This window comes from Methylopila capsulata (genome assembly GCF_016907975.1).
Taxonomy (GTDB): Bacteria; Pseudomonadota; Alphaproteobacteria; order Rhizobiales; family Methylopilaceae; genus Methylopila; species Methylopila capsulata.
The window spans coordinates 1,105,972-1,121,371 of sequence record NZ_JAFBCY010000002.1; the positions used below are offsets into that span (position 1 = coordinate 1,105,972).

Annotated in this window: 14 protein-coding genes; 10 read left to right on the top strand and 4 right to left on the bottom strand. The window is 69.1% G+C overall.

The genetic code is table 11. The features are described from left to right. Genes JOD31_RS10910 through JOD31_RS10920 form a run of 3 tightly spaced genes read left to right on the top strand, consistent with a single transcriptional unit; the run spans position 1 to position 1,840 of the window. Positions 1–897, top strand: a complete 897-nt coding sequence (locus JOD31_RS10910; protein WP_204950329.1) for a LysR family transcriptional regulator — start codon at positions 1–3, stop codon at positions 895–897. Beyond that, on the top strand, positions 894–1,331 hold the full coding sequence (locus tag JOD31_RS10915) for an EamA family transporter (protein WP_204950330.1): 438 nt from the start codon (positions 894–896) through the stop codon (positions 1,329–1,331). Before JOD31_RS10910 ends, JOD31_RS10915 begins: the two co-directional genes overlap by 4 nt. 35 nt (positions 1,332–1,366) lie before the next feature. After that, positions 1,367–1,840 (top strand): hypothetical protein, encoded by a 474-nt coding sequence (locus tag JOD31_RS10920; RefSeq protein WP_271206128.1) that lies wholly within the window; start codon positions 1,367–1,369, stop codon positions 1,838–1,840. A 4-nt stretch (positions 1,841–1,844) separates the two neighbouring features. Here JOD31_RS10920 and JOD31_RS19500 read toward each other — a convergent pair whose 3' ends face one another. After that, complete coding sequence (locus tag JOD31_RS19500; protein ID WP_246482420.1) at positions 1,845–2,666, bottom strand: class I SAM-dependent methyltransferase; 822 nt, start codon at positions 2,664–2,666, stop codon at positions 1,845–1,847. Here JOD31_RS19500 and JOD31_RS10930 point away from each other — a divergent pair. Beyond that, the gene (locus tag JOD31_RS10930) at positions 2,665–3,339 is read left to right on the top strand and encodes a WecB/TagA/CpsF family glycosyltransferase (protein WP_204950332.1); all 675 of its coding nucleotides are present in this window, start codon (positions 2,665–2,667) and stop codon (positions 3,337–3,339) included. The genes JOD31_RS19500 and JOD31_RS10930 overlap by 2 nt on opposite strands. Here JOD31_RS10930 and JOD31_RS10935 read toward each other — a convergent pair. Next, positions 3,296–4,708: a lipopolysaccharide biosynthesis protein gene (locus tag JOD31_RS10935; protein WP_204950333.1), complete on the bottom strand. Its 1,413-nt coding sequence runs from the start codon at positions 4,706–4,708 to the stop codon at positions 3,296–3,298. The genes JOD31_RS10930 and JOD31_RS10935 overlap by 44 nt on opposite strands. 95 nt (positions 4,709–4,803) lie before the next feature. On the opposite strand from JOD31_RS10935, the gene JOD31_RS10940 reads away from it, so the two are divergent. Beyond that, the gene (locus JOD31_RS10940; protein WP_204950334.1) at positions 4,804–5,859 is read left to right on the top strand and encodes a glycosyltransferase family 4 protein; all 1,056 of its coding nucleotides are present in this window, start codon (positions 4,804–4,806) and stop codon (positions 5,857–5,859) included. Further along, a complete protein-coding gene (locus tag JOD31_RS10945) occupies positions 5,853–7,037 on the top strand; it encodes a glycoside hydrolase family 5 protein (protein WP_204950335.1) in 1,185 nt (394 codons plus the stop codon). Before JOD31_RS10940 ends, JOD31_RS10945 begins: the two co-directional genes overlap by 7 nt. A 30-nt stretch (positions 7,038–7,067) precedes the next feature. Here the strand turns inward: JOD31_RS10945 and JOD31_RS10950 are convergent, their stop codons facing one another. Both JOD31_RS10950 and JOD31_RS10955 read right to left on the bottom strand, forming a co-directional pair. After that, positions 7,068–7,943: a prephenate dehydratase gene (locus tag JOD31_RS10950; protein ID WP_271206129.1), complete on the bottom strand. Its 876-nt coding sequence runs from the start codon at positions 7,941–7,943 to the stop codon at positions 7,068–7,070. Then, the gene (locus JOD31_RS10955) at positions 7,940–8,710 is read right to left on the bottom strand and encodes a 3-deoxy-manno-octulosonate cytidylyltransferase (protein ID WP_204950336.1); all 771 of its coding nucleotides are present in this window, start codon (positions 8,708–8,710) and stop codon (positions 7,940–7,942) included. Before JOD31_RS10955 ends, JOD31_RS10950 begins: the two co-directional genes overlap by 4 nt. A 229-nt stretch (positions 8,711–8,939) precedes the next feature. Between JOD31_RS10955 and JOD31_RS10960 the strand changes: the two genes are divergently transcribed. The 4 genes from JOD31_RS10960 to JOD31_RS10975 all read left to right on the top strand — a co-directional run bounded on the left by JOD31_RS10960 (position 8,940) and on the right by JOD31_RS10975 (position 15,309). Then, positions 8,940–10,118 carry a c-type cytochrome gene (locus JOD31_RS10960; protein ID WP_204950337.1) on the top strand — a complete coding sequence of 393 codons (1,179 nt, stop codon included), beginning with the start codon at positions 8,940–8,942 and terminating at the stop codon, positions 10,116–10,118. 186 nt (positions 10,119–10,304) lie between these two features. Next, a complete protein-coding gene (locus JOD31_RS10965; protein WP_204950338.1) occupies positions 10,305–12,185 on the top strand; it encodes an extracellular solute-binding protein in 1,881 nt (626 codons plus the stop codon). Then, positions 12,182–14,101, top strand: a complete 1,920-nt coding sequence (locus JOD31_RS10970; protein WP_204950339.1) for an extracellular solute-binding protein — start codon at positions 12,182–12,184, stop codon at positions 14,099–14,101. Before JOD31_RS10965 ends, JOD31_RS10970 begins: the two co-directional genes overlap by 4 nt. A gap of 101 nt (positions 14,102–14,202) precedes the next feature. Next, positions 14,203–15,309, top strand: a complete 1,107-nt coding sequence (locus tag JOD31_RS10975; protein WP_204950340.1) for a microcin C ABC transporter permease YejB — start codon at positions 14,203–14,205, stop codon at positions 15,307–15,309. Positions 15,310–15,400 lie beyond the last annotated feature (91 nt).

The window sequence follows — 15,400 nt, forward strand, 5'->3', positions numbered from 1 at the left end:
ATGACGCTGGAGCAGCTTCGGATCTTCGTCGCCGTCGCCGAACGCGAGCACGTGACCAAGGCCGCGGAAGCGCTCCACCTCACCCAGTCGGCGGCGAGCGCGGCGGTGTCGGCGCTCGAGACGCGCTACGGCGCCAAGCTGTTCGACCGCGTCGGCCGGCGCATCGCCCTCACGGAGGCCGGCCGCCTGTTCCTCACGGAGGCGCGCGCTGTGCTCGCCCGTGCCGCAGCCGCCGAAACGGTGCTGGCGGATCTCGCGAGCCTCAAGCGCGGCCGGCTCGCCTTAGGCGCCAGCCAGACGGTAGGGAGCTATTGGCTGCCGCCGCTGATGCAGCGGTTCCGGACCGCCTATCCCGGCGTCGCGCTGACGCTCGCCATCGGCAACACCGAGACCATCGCCGCGCTGGTGCGCGACGGCGCCGCCGACCTCGGCGTGGTGGAGGGGGCGGTGGACGACCCGACGCTGTCGGTCGCGCCCGTGGCGAAGGACGACCTCGCGCTGGTGGTCGGCCGCGCTCATCCCTGGACCGACGGGAGGCGCGTCGGCCGCGCCGATCTCGCCGCCGCGCGCTGGGTGCTGCGCGAACCCGGCTCCGGCACGCGGGCGATCCTCGAACAGGCGTTCGCCTCCGCCGGGCTTTCGCTGGGCGACCGCGAGATCGCGCTCGAGCTTCCCTCCAACGAGGCCTGCCGCGCGGCGGTGGAGGCGGGCGCCGGCGCCACCGTGCTGTCGACGTTGGTCGCCGCGCCGTCGCTGGCCTCAGGCGCGCTGGTCGCCGTGCCCTATCCGCTTCCCGGCCGCTCGTTCTTCGCGCTGCGCCGCGTCGAGCGGTATGAGACGCAGGCCGAGCGCGCCTTCCTGGCGCTGCTCGCCGATCCCGAGGGCGCCGCGTCATGAAGAGCCTGCTCGCGTCCTGGCAGATCTGGGCCCTGCTTTCGGCCGTGTTCGCCGCGCTGACCGCCGTCTTCGCCAAGGTCGGCGTGGCGAACGTCAGTTCCGATTTCGCGACCTTCGTGCGGACGATCGTCATCCTGCTGGCTCTGGCCGGGATTCTCACTGCGACCCGGCAATGGCAGGACCCAGGCGCCGTCAGCGGCCGGACCTACGCCTTTCTCGCGCTGTCCGGGCTCGCGACCGGCGCGTCGTGGATCTGCTACTTCCGCGCCCTCCAGCTCGGCGACGCCGCCCGCGTGGCGCCGATCGACAAGCTCAGCGTCGTTCTCGTCGCGGTGTTCGGCGTGGCCTTCCTGGGCGAGCGGCTGTCGGGCGCGAACTGGCTCGGCGTTGCGCTGATCGGCGCCGGCGCAATCCTCGTGGCCTACCGAGGCTGATCGTGGCGTCTCCAAGGTCCTGGACGCGCGCTGTGGTGTCAGCGCCGATCGCGGCCGCCGTCCTTGTCTACCGCGCGCTCGACCGACTGCTCGGGCCGCTGGTGCGCCCGATCCTTCGCCGGCTCGGCGAATTTGAGCTTCTCCAGCGCCTGGGGCGGGCGATCGCGGAAGCGCCGCCCTACGTCGTGCTGGCGCTGCTGGCCGTGCCGTTTCTGCTGATCGAGCCGCTGAAGGCGCTGTCGCTCTACTGGATGGCGGTCGGCCATCCCTGGGAGGGCGGCGCTGCGCTGGCGGCCTGCCACCTGCTCAGCATCCTCACCTCCGAGCGCGTCCTGCATCTGGGCAAACCGAAGCTGATGACGATCCCATGGTTCGCGAGGGGCTACGTCTTCGTCGCCGACGTGCGTGACCGCGCGCTCGCCTGGCTGCATGCGACCGCGGCGTGGCGCCTCGGCCTCGCGGCGGCGGACCGGGCGAAGGCGGTCGCGCGCCGCTGGTTCAGGGCGTGACGCCTCAGCGCACGGCGATCAGCGACTTCGTCAGACCCGCGACCCGTTCCTTCACGATGGTTGAATCGGGGAACAGCGAGGCCATCGACGGCGCGTTCAGCAGGATCGCGTCCTGCAGGATGGCGTTGGCTTCGTCGACGTTCGCGGCCTTCGGATAGAAGCCGCAGGCCTTGGCCTGCACGATCAGGGCGCGCCACGGTCGAGGAAGCCAGTGGATGAACGGCGTGCGGAAATGGGGCTCCAGCGGGAACCAGTAGTTCGGGGTCTGGATAAAATGCCGCGGCGCCACACGGCGCGTCTCCGACGCCATGCGTTTCTGGTTCGACCACTGTCCGACGTGCTCGATCACCGAATTCGAGTAGGCGAGGTCGAAGCTGTTGTCCGCGTGGTCCTTCAGGTTGCAAGCATCGCCCGAAAGGCTGGTGAAATGCGGGTCCGTCACGGTTTCCGCTTCAAGGTTCACCAACGTCACATGGAGAGATCTTCCTCCCCAAATATCTGACAAAGCGTTCCAATGATCAAATCGACCGCCGACGTCGATAATATTGCAGTGACCTTTTTGCTTTATTATCTCGTCGATTATGACTACAAGCTGGCCGAACCGCTTCATACGAAAACGATTGCGGTATACGCTCTGATCGTCGGTCCCTAGAAACATGTCGATTCGACGCCTTTTGGAGTGACGGTCGGCTGCAAGCCAGCGACGATGACACTCTACAGACACCCGCCCGCCGTTTCCGCACCGCACGCTCCGTATGGCAAAAAAAATCGATATTCTGGGGCTGAAAGTGCTCGCCGCGACGCGGACGGAAGCGGTCGCGGCCATGGATCGCGCTGTCGCCGCTCCTGAGCCGGCGCTGATCTGCTACCTCAACGCGCACATCTCGAACATCGCGTGGCGGAATCAGCGCCTGACGGCCGCGCTCGAGCGCAGCCTGCTGTTGAACGACGGAGTGGGCGTCGATCTGGCGGCGAAATGGATCCACGGCGAACCGTTTCCGGAAAACCTCAACGGAACTGACCTGACGCCGCGGTTTCTCGCGGAGACGGAGCACCGGCTGAAGGTGTTCCTGCTGGGCGCCCGCCCGGCGGTGGCGGAGCTCGCGCAGATCGCATTCCGGAAGATCGCCCCCCGGCACGACTATGTCGGCGCCCGCGGCGGCTATTTTCCGGACGAGCGCAGCGACGAGGTGGCGGCCGAAATCCGCGCGTCCGGAGCCGACTTGGTGATCGTCTGCATGGGAGCGCCGCGGCAAGAGATCTGGACTGCGGCCCATCTTGAGGCGATGGGCTGCAAGGCCGCGATCTGCGCCGGGGCGCTGTTCGACTTCATGTCCCACGGCAAGCGACGCGCGCCGGCGTTCGTCCGGAAGTACCGCTTCGAGTGGCTGTGGCGGCTGATGCTCGAGCCGCGCCGGCTGTTCAGGCGCTACGTGCTCGGCAACCCGCTGTTCGTCATGCGGGTGATCCGCGCGCGGCTCGGCCGCGGGCGAGGCTGAACAGGTCGAACCGCAGGGCGATCGCGCCGACGACGGCGGCGAACAGCGCCGTCTTCGCGGCGAGCGCCGCGGCCGGGTGCAGGCTCCAGCCGTCGATCGCAAAGGCCGCGAGCGTCACGCCCAGCGCCGCCGCCGGCATCACGGCGAGCGCCGTCATGTCCACGGGAAGTTTTCGCAGGCGGCGGCCGAGGAGCGCGGCGGCGATCGTCGCCACCCCATGTGCGATCATCAGGGCGATGGCGCCGCCGATCGCGCCCTGCGACGGCACGAGCGCCAGGGCGATCGCCGCCGAGGTCGCGACGAACACGGCGGCGATGATGAACTCGAGCAGCGCCGCCTTGGCGAAGAAGATGACCTGCGAGAAGTAGAAATTCTTGAGTGTCATGAAGCAGAAGGCGATGGCGAAGTAGGGGATGATCTCGTAGCCGCGCTGGGCGAAGGGCTCGCCGAGGGCGAGGCGCGCGAGGTCGTGGCCGAAGACCACGAAGAAGGCCGCCCCGAAGGTCGCGGCGGCGAGGCAGGCCTGGAAGGCGCGGCGCATGACCGCGTTCGATTCGGCCTCGTGGCCTTCGTCGGCGAGCTGCTTGCCGACGGTGATGAGTGCGAGCGCGATGGATTCGCCGACCACCATGAAGCTCTGCCGCATGAGATCGGCGATGACGCCGTAGGGGCCGAGGGTCGCGTCGCCGGCAAAATAGGAGATCGTCAGGCGATCGACCGTCTGGCCGACGGCCATCACCCCGAACGAGAGGATGAGCGGCCAGCCGTAGCGCACCAGGGTCGCGGCGGCGTCCCGGGCGCCCGGCGCCCCGACGAAATGCTTGACCGCGAGCGCGCTCGGCACGGCGGCGATCAGATGCGCGACCGCGATCGCGATCGACAGCGAAATCGCGGTCGGCTCGAGCGTCAGCGCGACGCAGCCGAGCACGAGCGAAAACACCGCGCGGAAGATCATCGACAGCGCGACCGCTCGCGCCGCCAGCCGGGTGCGGGCGACTTCGACCAGCGCCTCATAGATCGTCATGCCGAAGAACAGGCCGAACAGCGCCGCCGCGAAGGCTGGCGTCATCGCGCCGAAGGCCGCTGCGAGGCCGAGGCCGAGCGCCACGACGAGGGTGGCGGCGCCCACGAGCCGGGCGTAGGACGCCACGATGGTCTCCGCTTGCGCGGCGCGGTAGACGCCGAAATAGGCGAACTTCATCCACTGCGTCGCGAAGCCGTAGACGATGATCGCCCAGGCGAATGTCAGCACGTAGGCGCCGTACTCCGCTGGGCTGACGAGCCGGGTGAACAGCGCGACGGACACGAGGTTGCCGGCGGCGGAGACGACGCGCGAGCCGAAATAGAGGACGAGGTTCGAATCCTTCACGAAACGCCTTTCTGGCCGTCGCGGCAGGGCGACCTTAACGTGCGAACGTTAGGAAGAGGTTTGACGGTCCGCCGCCCGCCACGAGGTCCCGCCGCATGAGAGTCCTGCAGATCCTCCACACCGACGAGCTCGGCGGCGTGAAGACGCTGGCCGACATGATCGCGGAGGATCTCGGCCGGCGGGGCGTCACGGTCGACACCGTGCTGCTGTTCGACCGGCCGGACTTCGGCAGGGCCGAAAAGATCAAGGCGGCGGTCGCGATGGCGCGCCGGCTCGCTCAAGACGACCACGACGCCATCTTCGCCTATCAGGCGACGGCGTGCATCCTCACCGGGCTGTTCGGCCGGAAGCTCCGCATCGTGCACCAGACCTGCACGCCCGGCGAGACCCAGGCTCTGGTGCGTCTGGCGGACCGGCTGGTCGGGACGGCGGGACGCTATTCCGTGAACGTGGCGAACACGATGTTCACCCTGAACGAGTTCAGGGGTTACCCTGAGGGTTACCGGACGGACATGCGGCTGATCGAGCATGGGCTCGACGCGCCGCGCGCCGCGTCCGGCCGCGAGGAGACGCGTCGGCGCTTCGGCCTGCCCGAAGGCGCCCCGCTCATTCTGAACGTCGGACGGATGGCCGCGCAGAAGAACCAATCGGTGCTGATCGAGGCGCTGCCGGCAGTTCCGGACGCGACGCTTGCGATCGCCGGCCACGGCGGCGACGGCGACATGCTGACGGCGCTGGCCCAACGCCACGGCGTCGCGGACCGTCTGCGGCTCCTCGGCGGCGTCGCGGCGGCGGACGTGGCCGATCTCTATGCCGCGGCCGACCTCTTCGCCTTCCCCTCGGTCTGGGAGACCTTCGGGCTCGCGGGCGTCGAGGCGGCGATGTCGGGCGCGCCGATCGTCGCCTCCGACATTGCGGTGCTGCGCGAGGTCCTGGCCTCCGAGGAGCCCGACGCCCCGGTCGCCTTCGCGCCGCCGCATGACGTCGACGCCTGGCGGCGGGCGCTGGCGCAGGCGCTTGCGACGCCGGCCTCGGCCGAGCGCCGCGCCGCCTTCGCCGACGAAGTCTCGCGGCGCTACGCCCGGGAGCGCATGAGCGCCCAGTACATGGAGCTGCTCGAGGGACGGGATCTCCCGGCGCCGCCATGGTGATCCGCGTCCTCGCCCTCGTCGTCGCCCTCTTCGCGCTGGCGCTGGTCCCGGCGCAGGCCGAACCGCTGTTCGGCAAGGGAGCCGGGCTGCCCGACATCTACCTGTTCCCGAGGGTGGTTGACGGGGCCTACGCCGCCGAGCCCTACCCGGACCCCGACGGCGGCGCGAACGCCTACCGGACCTCCACCTTCGCGGCGACGGGCTTCGACCACGTCCGGCTCACGATCGACCTCGGTCCGTTCCTCGACGATCCCGGTTCGGCCCGCTGGGCGACCTTCCGCGACCCCTTCCTCGCGCTCGTCGAGCGTTTCCGCCGCGAGAAGCTCGGCGTCATCGTCACGCTGACCGCGCCGGGCCTCAACGGCCAGATCCCGGAGGACCAGCTCGACGGGCTCGAAGGTCCCCGGTTCAAGCGCTACACGAACCTCGTCGGCCGCGTCGCCCGGACCCTCAAGAACCGCCGGGGGCGGATCGCGCTCGAAGCCATGAACGAGCCGCAGCAGGCCTGCGAGGCCGAAGGCAAGACCGACTGGACCGCCTACCAGGAGCGCCTCGTCGCGCGGATCCGGACGGAGGCCCCGGACCTGCTGTTGTTCGTCACCGGCGGATGTTGGTCCAAGATCGAGGGCCTGGACGGCCTCAGCGACGCGCTGCTCGCGGACCCCAAGAGCCTCGTCAGCGTGCATTTCTACGAGCCGTTTCTGTTCACGCACCAGGGCAGCACCTGGACGCTGCCGATCATGCCGCTGATCGCCGGTCTGCCGTTTCCGGCGAATCCCGATCGACTGGACGCCCTGCTCGCCCGCGCGGCGGAGCGCGGCGCGGGCCGTCCCGCGCTCGTCGAGGAGGCGCAGGCGGCGATCCGCTACTACTTCGTGGAGACGTGGGACGCGACGAAGGTTCGCATGCAGTTCGACGCGCTGGAGCGTTGGCGCCGCGCCCGCAACATCCCGCCCGAGCGCATCGTGCTGACGGAGTTCGGCGCCTCGAAGGTGGACGGCCTCGCCGACGACGTCGCGTCGCGCGCCGCCTGGCTCGAGGCCGTGACCCGTTCGGTCGAGGCGCGGGGCTGGGGATGGACGCTCTGGGTGCCGAGCCGCGGCTCCTATGGCGTCGACGACGGGCAGGGCGGTTACGACCCCCGCTTCCTCGACGCGCTGCGGCTCGCGGCGCCCTAGGACGCTGCGCCGGAAAAAGACGCGATCCGGCTACTCCGCGGCGCGCTTGGCGACGCGGAAGTCGTGCGCGGGATAGACGCCGAGGATCTTCAGCTCGGTCGAGAAGAAGGCGAGCTCCTCCAGCGCCCGGGCGAGCGCCGGATCGTCGGGGTGGCCTTCGACGTCGGCGTAGAACTGGGTGGCGGTGAAGGCGCCGTCGAGCTGGTAGCTCTCGAGCTTCGTCATATTGACGCCGTTGGTGGCGAAGCCGCCGAGCGCCTTGTAGAGCGCGGCCGGAATGTTGCGCACCCGGAACACGAAGGTCGTCACGGTCAGGTCGCCGCCGCGCGGCGCGGGCTGCGCCTCCGGCGCGAGCACGACGAAGCGCGTCGTGTTGTTGGCTTCGTCCTCGACGTCCTCGGCCAGCACGTCGAGGTCGTAGATCTCGGCCGCGAGCCGCGATGAGAGCGCCGCCCGGGTCGGATCGCCGGCCTCGGCGATCTCGCGGGCGGAGCCCGCCGTGTCCGCGCCGACGATCGCTTCGAGCTTGAGCGAGCGGATCAGCTTCCGGCACTGCCCGAGCGCCTGGACGTGGCTCTGGACGCTCGTCAGCGTTCCGAGCGTCGCGCCGCGCACGCCCACCAGCTGGTGGTGGATCGGCATGAAGAACTCGCCGACGATGTGCAGGCCCGCGTTCGGCATCAGGTGGTGGATGTCGGTCACGCGGCCGTTGGCGGAGTTCTCGATCGGGATCATGCCAAGCGCCGCCTCACCCGAGGCGATCGCGGCGAGCGCGTCCTCGAAGGTGCGGCAGGGCAGGGCGTCCATCTCGGGATAGGCCTCGGCCGCCGCCATGTGCGAATTGGCGCCGGGCTCGCCCTGATAGGCGATGCGGCCGCCGCGGGCGATGACGGGATTGGGGGTCACGACGGAACGCCCTCCGCGGCGTGGATCAGCAGCGTGCGGGCGCGCTCGAGATCCTCCGGCGTGTCGACGCCCAGCGGCACGGTGTCGACCTTGACCGCGTCGATGCGCATGCCGGCTTCGAGCGCGCGAAGCTGCTCCAGCTTCTCCCGCATCTCCAGCGGCGACGGGGGCAGCTTCACGAAGCGCTCGAGCGCCGCCCGGCGGTACGCGTAGAGCCCGATGTGGTGGTAGAGCGGCCCGGGACCGGTCGGCGCAGTGGCGCGGGTGAAGTAGAGGCAGCGGAAGCGGCCAGGCGCGATCTCGGCGCCCACCATCTTCACCACGCTCGGCGCGGTCTTTTCCTCGTCGCGCACGATCTCGGCCACGAGGGTCGCGATGTCGACCTCAGGGTCCTGCAGCGGCAGCAGGCTGGCGCGCACCACGGCGGGGTCGAGCGTCGGCAGGTCGCCCTGCACGTTCACGATTACGTCGAAATCCCGGTCCGGATCGACCACCCCCAAAGCCTCGTGGATGCGGTCCGAACCGGAGGCGTGGTCGGCCCGGGTCATCGCCGCCTGGCCGCCCGCGGCCACGATCACGTCGCGCACCTCCTCGGAGTCGGTGGCCACCACGACGGGGCCGACGCCGGCCTCCACCGCGCGTCGCCACACGTGGAGAATCATGGGCTCGCCGTGGATGTCCGCGAGCGGCTTGTTGGGCAGGCGGGTGGCGGCGAGACGGGCCGGGACGAGGACCAGCGGGCGCGGATGGTTTCGAAGGGTCGGCATCGGAAAATGTTCGGCGCTCGGACGGCGGAATGACCGCTAAAGGCCCTTGCGGGCCGCGAATAATGATAGCGCCGGCGTGATAGCCGAGTTGCAGCGGTTCCGCAAAAGCGGGTAGCGTCCTCCCGCCCCGACATGCTGAACGGCGTGGTTTCTCCGCGCGTTGACGCAGGTTTCTGGAAATGGCCAAAAAACGGCGCGGAGCGAAGCCGCCGCCGATCGCGGAGGAAAGATGGACTCGTTCGAGCTGAACAAGATCGCCGGCGCCGTGCTCGGCGCTTTGACCGTGACGCTGACGCTCAACGCGGTGGCGGGCCTTGTCTTTGGCCAGCACGAACCCGAAAAGCCGGGCTACGAAGTGGCGGCGCTGGACGAGTCCGGCGGCGGCGATGCGGGCGGCGGCGCTGCGGCCGCGGCTCCGATCGAGGCCCGACTCGCCAAGGCCGATCCGGCCAAGGGCGAGGCCGCCGCGAAGAAGTGCGGCGCCTGCCACTCGTTCGAGAAAGGCGGCGCGGCCAAGGCCGGTCCGAACCTCTACGGCATCGTCGGTCTGAAGCACGCCCACATGGAGGGCTTCGGCTACTCCGCGGCGATGAAGGCCACGACCGACAAGACCTGGGACTTTGCGAACCTCGACCACTGGATCGAGAACCCGAAAGGCTACATCTCCGGCACCTCGATGGCCTTCGCCGGCATCAAGAATCCCGAGGAGCGGGCGAATCTGCTCGCCTACCTCAACAAGAACTCGGACAGCCCGCAGCCGCTGCCGGCGGCGCCTGCGGAAGGCGAAAAGCCCGCCGCCGCAGGCGGCGAGAAGGGCGCGGCCGCTCCGGCCGCCGGCGGAGGCGACTTCAAGGCGCTGGTCGCGGCGGCCGACGTGAAGAAGGGCGAGGCGGTCGCCAAGAAGTGCGGCGCCTGCCACTCCTTCGACAAGGGCGGCCCGGCCAAGGCGGGACCGAACCTCTACGGCATCGTCGGGCTGAAGCATGCGCACATGGAGGGCTTCGGCTACTCCGCGGCGATGAAGGCGACGTCGGACAAAGTGTGGGACGTCGACAACCTCGGCCACTGGCTCGAGAACCCCAAGGCCTACGTCCCCGGCACCTCGATGGCCTTCGCTGGCATCAAGAGCCTCGAGGAGCGCGCGGCTCTGATCGCCTACCTCAACAAGAACTCCGACGCGCCGGTCGATCTCGGCGCCGCGGGCGGGGGCGACGCCAAGCCTGCCGACGCCAAGCCGGCCGATCCCAAACCTTCGGAGCCCGCGCCCGCGGCGCCGGCTCCCGACGCGGCCAAGCCCGCCGAGGGCGGCGACACGCCTGCGGCTCCGGCCGAACCCGCTCCGGCGCCGCAGGAGGGCGCCGCGCCGGGACAGCCGGGCGCGACCCCTCCGGCCGAACAGCCGAAGTGACGCTCCGGGGCTGACGCCTCACGAAAAGGCCGGGCTTCGCACCCGGCCTTTTTCATGTCGGCCGGGCGGCCGTCACGGCGTCATGATCGCGCACGGCCTTGACGCTCGCCTTTAAGCCGCCTCCTCTCGCGACATAATCCGCGGGCGCCCGCGCCCCAGACGCGTTGCAGAGGACCACGCCCGCCGATGACGTTCCGCCTGTCCGCCGCCCTTCTCGTCGCGAGCCTCGCGCTTGGCTCCGCCGCCCAGTCCCAGGACGCGGCGCAGCCTCCGACGACGCCGGCGGCCCCCGCGGCGGACGTCTGGAAGCACGGGCTCTCGCTGTTCGGCGACGTGAAGTACCCGGCGGGCTTTCCGCATTTCGACTACGTCAACCCGGACGCGCCGAAGGGAGGCGTCGCGCGGCTCGCCACCCAGGGCACGTTCGACAGCCTCAACCCGTTCATTCGTAAGGGCAATCCGGCGGCCGGCGCGGCGTATCTCTACGACACGCTGATGACGGATGCGCTGGACGAGCCGGCGACCGAATACGGGTTGATCGCCGAAAGCGTGCGGCATCCGGCGGACTGGTCGTCCGTCACATTCCGCTTGCGGCCGGAGGCGAAGTTCCACGACGGCTCGCCGGTCACGGTCGAGGACGTAATCTGGTCGTTCGAGACGCTGAAGCGCGTCAACCCGATGATGGGGTTCTACTATCAGGACGTGGTGAAGGGCGAGAAGACCGGCGAGCGCGAGGTCACCTTCACCTTCTCCGGCCCCGGCAATCGCGAACTGCCGCAGATCATGGGGCAGCTCCAGGTGCTGCCGAAGGCGTGGTGGGAGGGGACCGACGCTAACGGCCGGAAGCGCAACATCGAGGAGGGCACACTCGAAAAGCCCGTCGGCTCCGGCCCGTACCGCGTGAAGGACTTCGCGCCCGGCCGCTGGATCTCCTACGAGCGGGTGGCGGACTACTGGGGCCGGGACCTCAACGTCCGCAAGGGCGTGAACAACTTCGACCTGCTGCGGTTCGACTATTTCCGCGACTCGACCGTGCTGGTGGAGGCGTTCAAGGGCGATCAGTACGACTGGCGCGAGGAGAACAGCGCCAAGAACTGGGCGACCGCCTACCAGTTCCCGGCCGTGGACGAGAAGCGCGCGATCCTCGAGACCTTCAAGGATACACAGTCCGGTCGGATGCAGGGTTACGGCTTCAACATCCGCCGCGACAAGTTCAAGGACCCTCGGGTGCGCCGGGCCTTCAATCTCGCCTTCGACTTCGAAGAGATCAACAAGACCATCATGTTCGGGCAGTACGTCCGGATCGACAGTTACTTCTACGGCACCGAGCTGGCCTCGAAGGGTCTGCCCGAAGGCAAGGAGCGCGAGATCCTCGAGAGCGTGAAGGACAAGGTCCCGCCGGAGGTCTTCACCACGCCTTACGCCAACCCCGTCGGCGGATCGCCGGACGCGACCCGCGCCAATCTGCGTGAGGCTCTGCGCCTGCTGCGCGAGGCCGGATGGGACGTGAAGGACCGCAAGCTCGTGAACGCCAAGACCGGCGAGCGCATGACGGTCGAGTTCATCTACTTCGACCCGAGCTCGGAGCGGATCCTGAGCTTCTACGCCCCAGCGCTGGAGCGTCTCGGCGTCGAGGTGCGCCAGCGGCTGCTGGACGACAGCCAATACGTCAACCGTATCCGCGCCTTCGACTTCGACATCGTGACCACGAATTGGGGCCAATCGCTTTCGCCTGGCAACGAGCAACGCAACTATTGGGGTTCGGAGTCAGCGAACAGGCCGGGTTCGTACAACCTCGTTGGGATCAAAGACGCAGGCGTCGATGCGCTTATCGACCGGATCATCTTCGCCAAGGACCGCGAGGAGCTGACCGCCGCGACCAAGGCGCTCGACCGCGTGCTGCTGGCGCACAACTACGTCGTGCCGCAGTTCACTATCCTCGTGGACCGCACCGCCCGCTGGAACCGCTTCTCGCGACCGGAAAACCTCCCGCCGCGCGGCGCGCTGTTCCCGGACGTGTGGTGGTGGGACGCGGAGAAGGCGAAGGCCACCGGAGGCCGTTCGTGAACGACGGCGTCACCCGCCGGACGACCCTCGTCTACGCCGGCGCGGCCGCGGCGTTCGGACTGTTTCCACGCGCGGCCAGCGCCGAGACCAAGGGGGCGCCTGCGGCTCCCGCGGCCGCCGAGGGTGATCCGAAGGCGTTCGGCCCGGAACGTCACGGACTGTCCGCCTTCGGCGATCTGGCATACGGGCCCGACTTCAAGGCCTTCGACTATGTGCGGGCGGACGCGCCGAAGGGCGGCTCGTTCTCGCAGACACCCTCGACCACGGCGTTCAACCAGAGCTTCTCGACCTTCAACACGCTGAACGCCTTCATCCTGAAGGGCGACGGCGCTCAGGGGATGCAGCTCACCTTCGACACGCTGATGGTGCGCGCCTTCGACGAGCCGGACGCGCTCTACGGGCTGGTCGCCAAATCCGTCGCGGTCTCCGGCGACGGGCTCGCCTTCCGCTTCCGCCTGCGCCCCGAGGCGCGGTTCCACGACGGCTCGCGGCTCACCGCCGAGGACGTGAAGTGGTCGTTCGAGACGCTGAAGGCCAAGGGCCACCCGCTGATCGCCCAAGCGATCCGCGACCTTGAAGGCGTCGAGGTCGAGGCCGAAGACGTCGTCGTGCTGCGACTGTCGCCGAAGCGCACGCGCGACCTGCCGCTGACGCTGGCCGGCCTGCCGATCTTCTCCAAGGCCTGGTACGCGACCCGCGATTTCGCGGCCGCCGGCATGGAGGCCCCGCTCGGCTCCGGCCCTTACAAGGTCGGCCGCGTCGAGCCCGGCCGCGCCATCACCTTCGAACGCGTCGCCGACTGGTGGGCGAAAGACCTCCCCGTCAACACCGGCCAGTGGAACTTCGACGCCCTGCGCTACGAGTTCTTCCGCGACCGGGCGGTGGCGTTCGAGGCCTTCAAGGGCAAGGCCTACCTGTTCCGCGAGGAGTTCACCTCCCGCGTCTGGGCGACGGGCTACGACTTCCCCGCCGTGCGCGAGGGCAAGGTCCGGCGCGAAACGTTGCCGGACCTGACGCCCTCCGGCGCGCAGGGGCTGTGGTTCAACCTGCGCCGGGCGAAGTTCCAGGACCCGCGCACCCGCGCCGCCATCGCCCTCGCCTTCGACTTCGAGTGGATGAACGCGAACCTGATGTTCGGCGCGTACAAGCGCACGGTCTCGATGTTCGAGGGCGCGCCGGAGATGATGGCGACCGGCCCGGCGGAAGGGGCGGAGCTCGCGCTGCTCGAGCCGTTCCGGGGCAAGATCCCGGACGAGGCGTTCGGAGAGCCGATCGTCCCGCCGGTCTCCGACGGCTCGGGCCAGGATCGCACGCGGCTGCGCGAGGGCGCGCGGCTGCTGCGCGAGGCTGGCTGGACCATCAAGGACGGCCGCGCGGTGAACGCCGGCGGAGAGGCGCTGACCATCGAATTCCTCGAGTTCGAGCCCTCGTTCGAGCCCCACCTCAACTCCTTCATCAAGAACCTGAAGGTCCTCGGGATCGAGGGGACGATCCGGCAGGTGGACCCGGCGCAGTATCAGAGCCGCACCAACAGCTTCGACTTCGACGTCGTCAGCCGCCGCATGAGCATGGAGCCGACGCCGGGCGAGGGCCTGCGGCAGGTCTACTCCTCGGAGTCCGCCAACGCGCCGGGCTCGCAGAACATCGCGGGCGTCGCGAACCCCGCCGTTGACGCGCTGATCGAGGCCATGATCGCCGCCAAGAGCCGCGACGAGCTTCATGTCGCCGCCCGTGCGCTCGACCGCGTGCTGCGCGCGCTGCGCCTGTGGGTCCCCGCCTGGTACAAGGACACGCACACGCTCGCCTATTGGGACGCCTACGGCCATCCGCCGGAAAAGCCGCGCTTCACGCGTGGGACGCTGGAGACCTGGTGGTGGGACGCGGACAAGGCGGCGCAAGCGGGGGTGAAGGCGTGAGTTTTTCGAGCGGGATCGTTCGTGCCGCGCACCTGTCCCCCTCCCCGCAAGGGGGAGGGGGGACCCGCGCTTTAATCTCCGCGACGAGGGCCTGACGCCGCATGCTCGCCTATGTCGCACGCCGCCTGCTGCTGATCGTGCCCACGATCCTCGGGATCATGCTGGTCTCCTTCGTCATCATCCAGTTCGCGCCGGGCGGCCCGGTGGAGCGGGTGATCGCGGAGGTCACGGGGCAAGGGACCAACGCCACCGACCGGTTCTCGGGCGGCTCGGGCAACGACCTCTCGCCGACGCAGCGCTCGGTCTCAAGCGACCCCGTGACGTCGAAGTACCGCGGCGCGCAGGGGCTCGACCCGGCCTTCATCAAGCAGCTGGAAAAACAGTTCGGCTTCGACCGGCCGGCGCACGAGCGCTTCCTGAAGATGGTCTGGGACTACTCCCGCTTCGATTTCGGCCGCAGCTACTTCCGCGACATCGACGTGGTCGACCTCATCCTCGAGAAGATGCCAGTGTCGATCTCGCTCGGCCTCTGGATGACGCTGATCTCCTACCTGATTTCGGTGCCGCTCGGCGTCGCCAAGGCGGTGCGCGACGGCTCCCGCTTCGACGTCTGGACCTCCGCGGTGATCGTGGTGGGCTATGCGATCCCGGGCTTCCTGTTCGCCATCCTGCTGGTGGTGCTGTTCGCCGGCGGCACCTTCTTCGACTGGTTCCCGCTCCGCGGCCTCACGTCCGACAACTGGAGCCAACTCTCGCTCTGGGGCAAGATCGTCGACTACTTCTGGCACCTCACTTTGCCGCTCACCTCGCTGGTGATCGCGGCTTTCGCCACCACCACGCTGCTGACCAAGAACTCGTTCCTGGACGAGATCCGCAAGCAGTACGTCCAGACCGCGCGGATGAAGGGCCTGAGCGAGAACCAGGTGCTTTACGGCCATGTGTTCCGCAACGCGATGCTGCTGCTGATCGCGGGCTTCCCCGGCGCCTTCATCGGCGCGTTCTTCACCGGCGCGCTGCTGATCGAGACCATCTTCTCGCTCGACGGCCTCGGGCTGCTCGGCTTCGAGTCTGTCGTGAACCGCGACTACGCGGTGGTGTTCGCGAGCCTCTTCATCTTCTCGCTGCTCAGCCTCGTGGTCTCGCTGATCTCGGACCTCAGCTACATGTGGGTCGACCCCCGCATCGACTTCGAGACGCGGGAGACGTGATGCGAGCGAACCGCCAGAGTCACCGCGCGATCTTCCCCCCTTCCCCTTGCGGGGAGGGGACGGGGACGTCGCGCCCTTCGCCGCGAGGCGC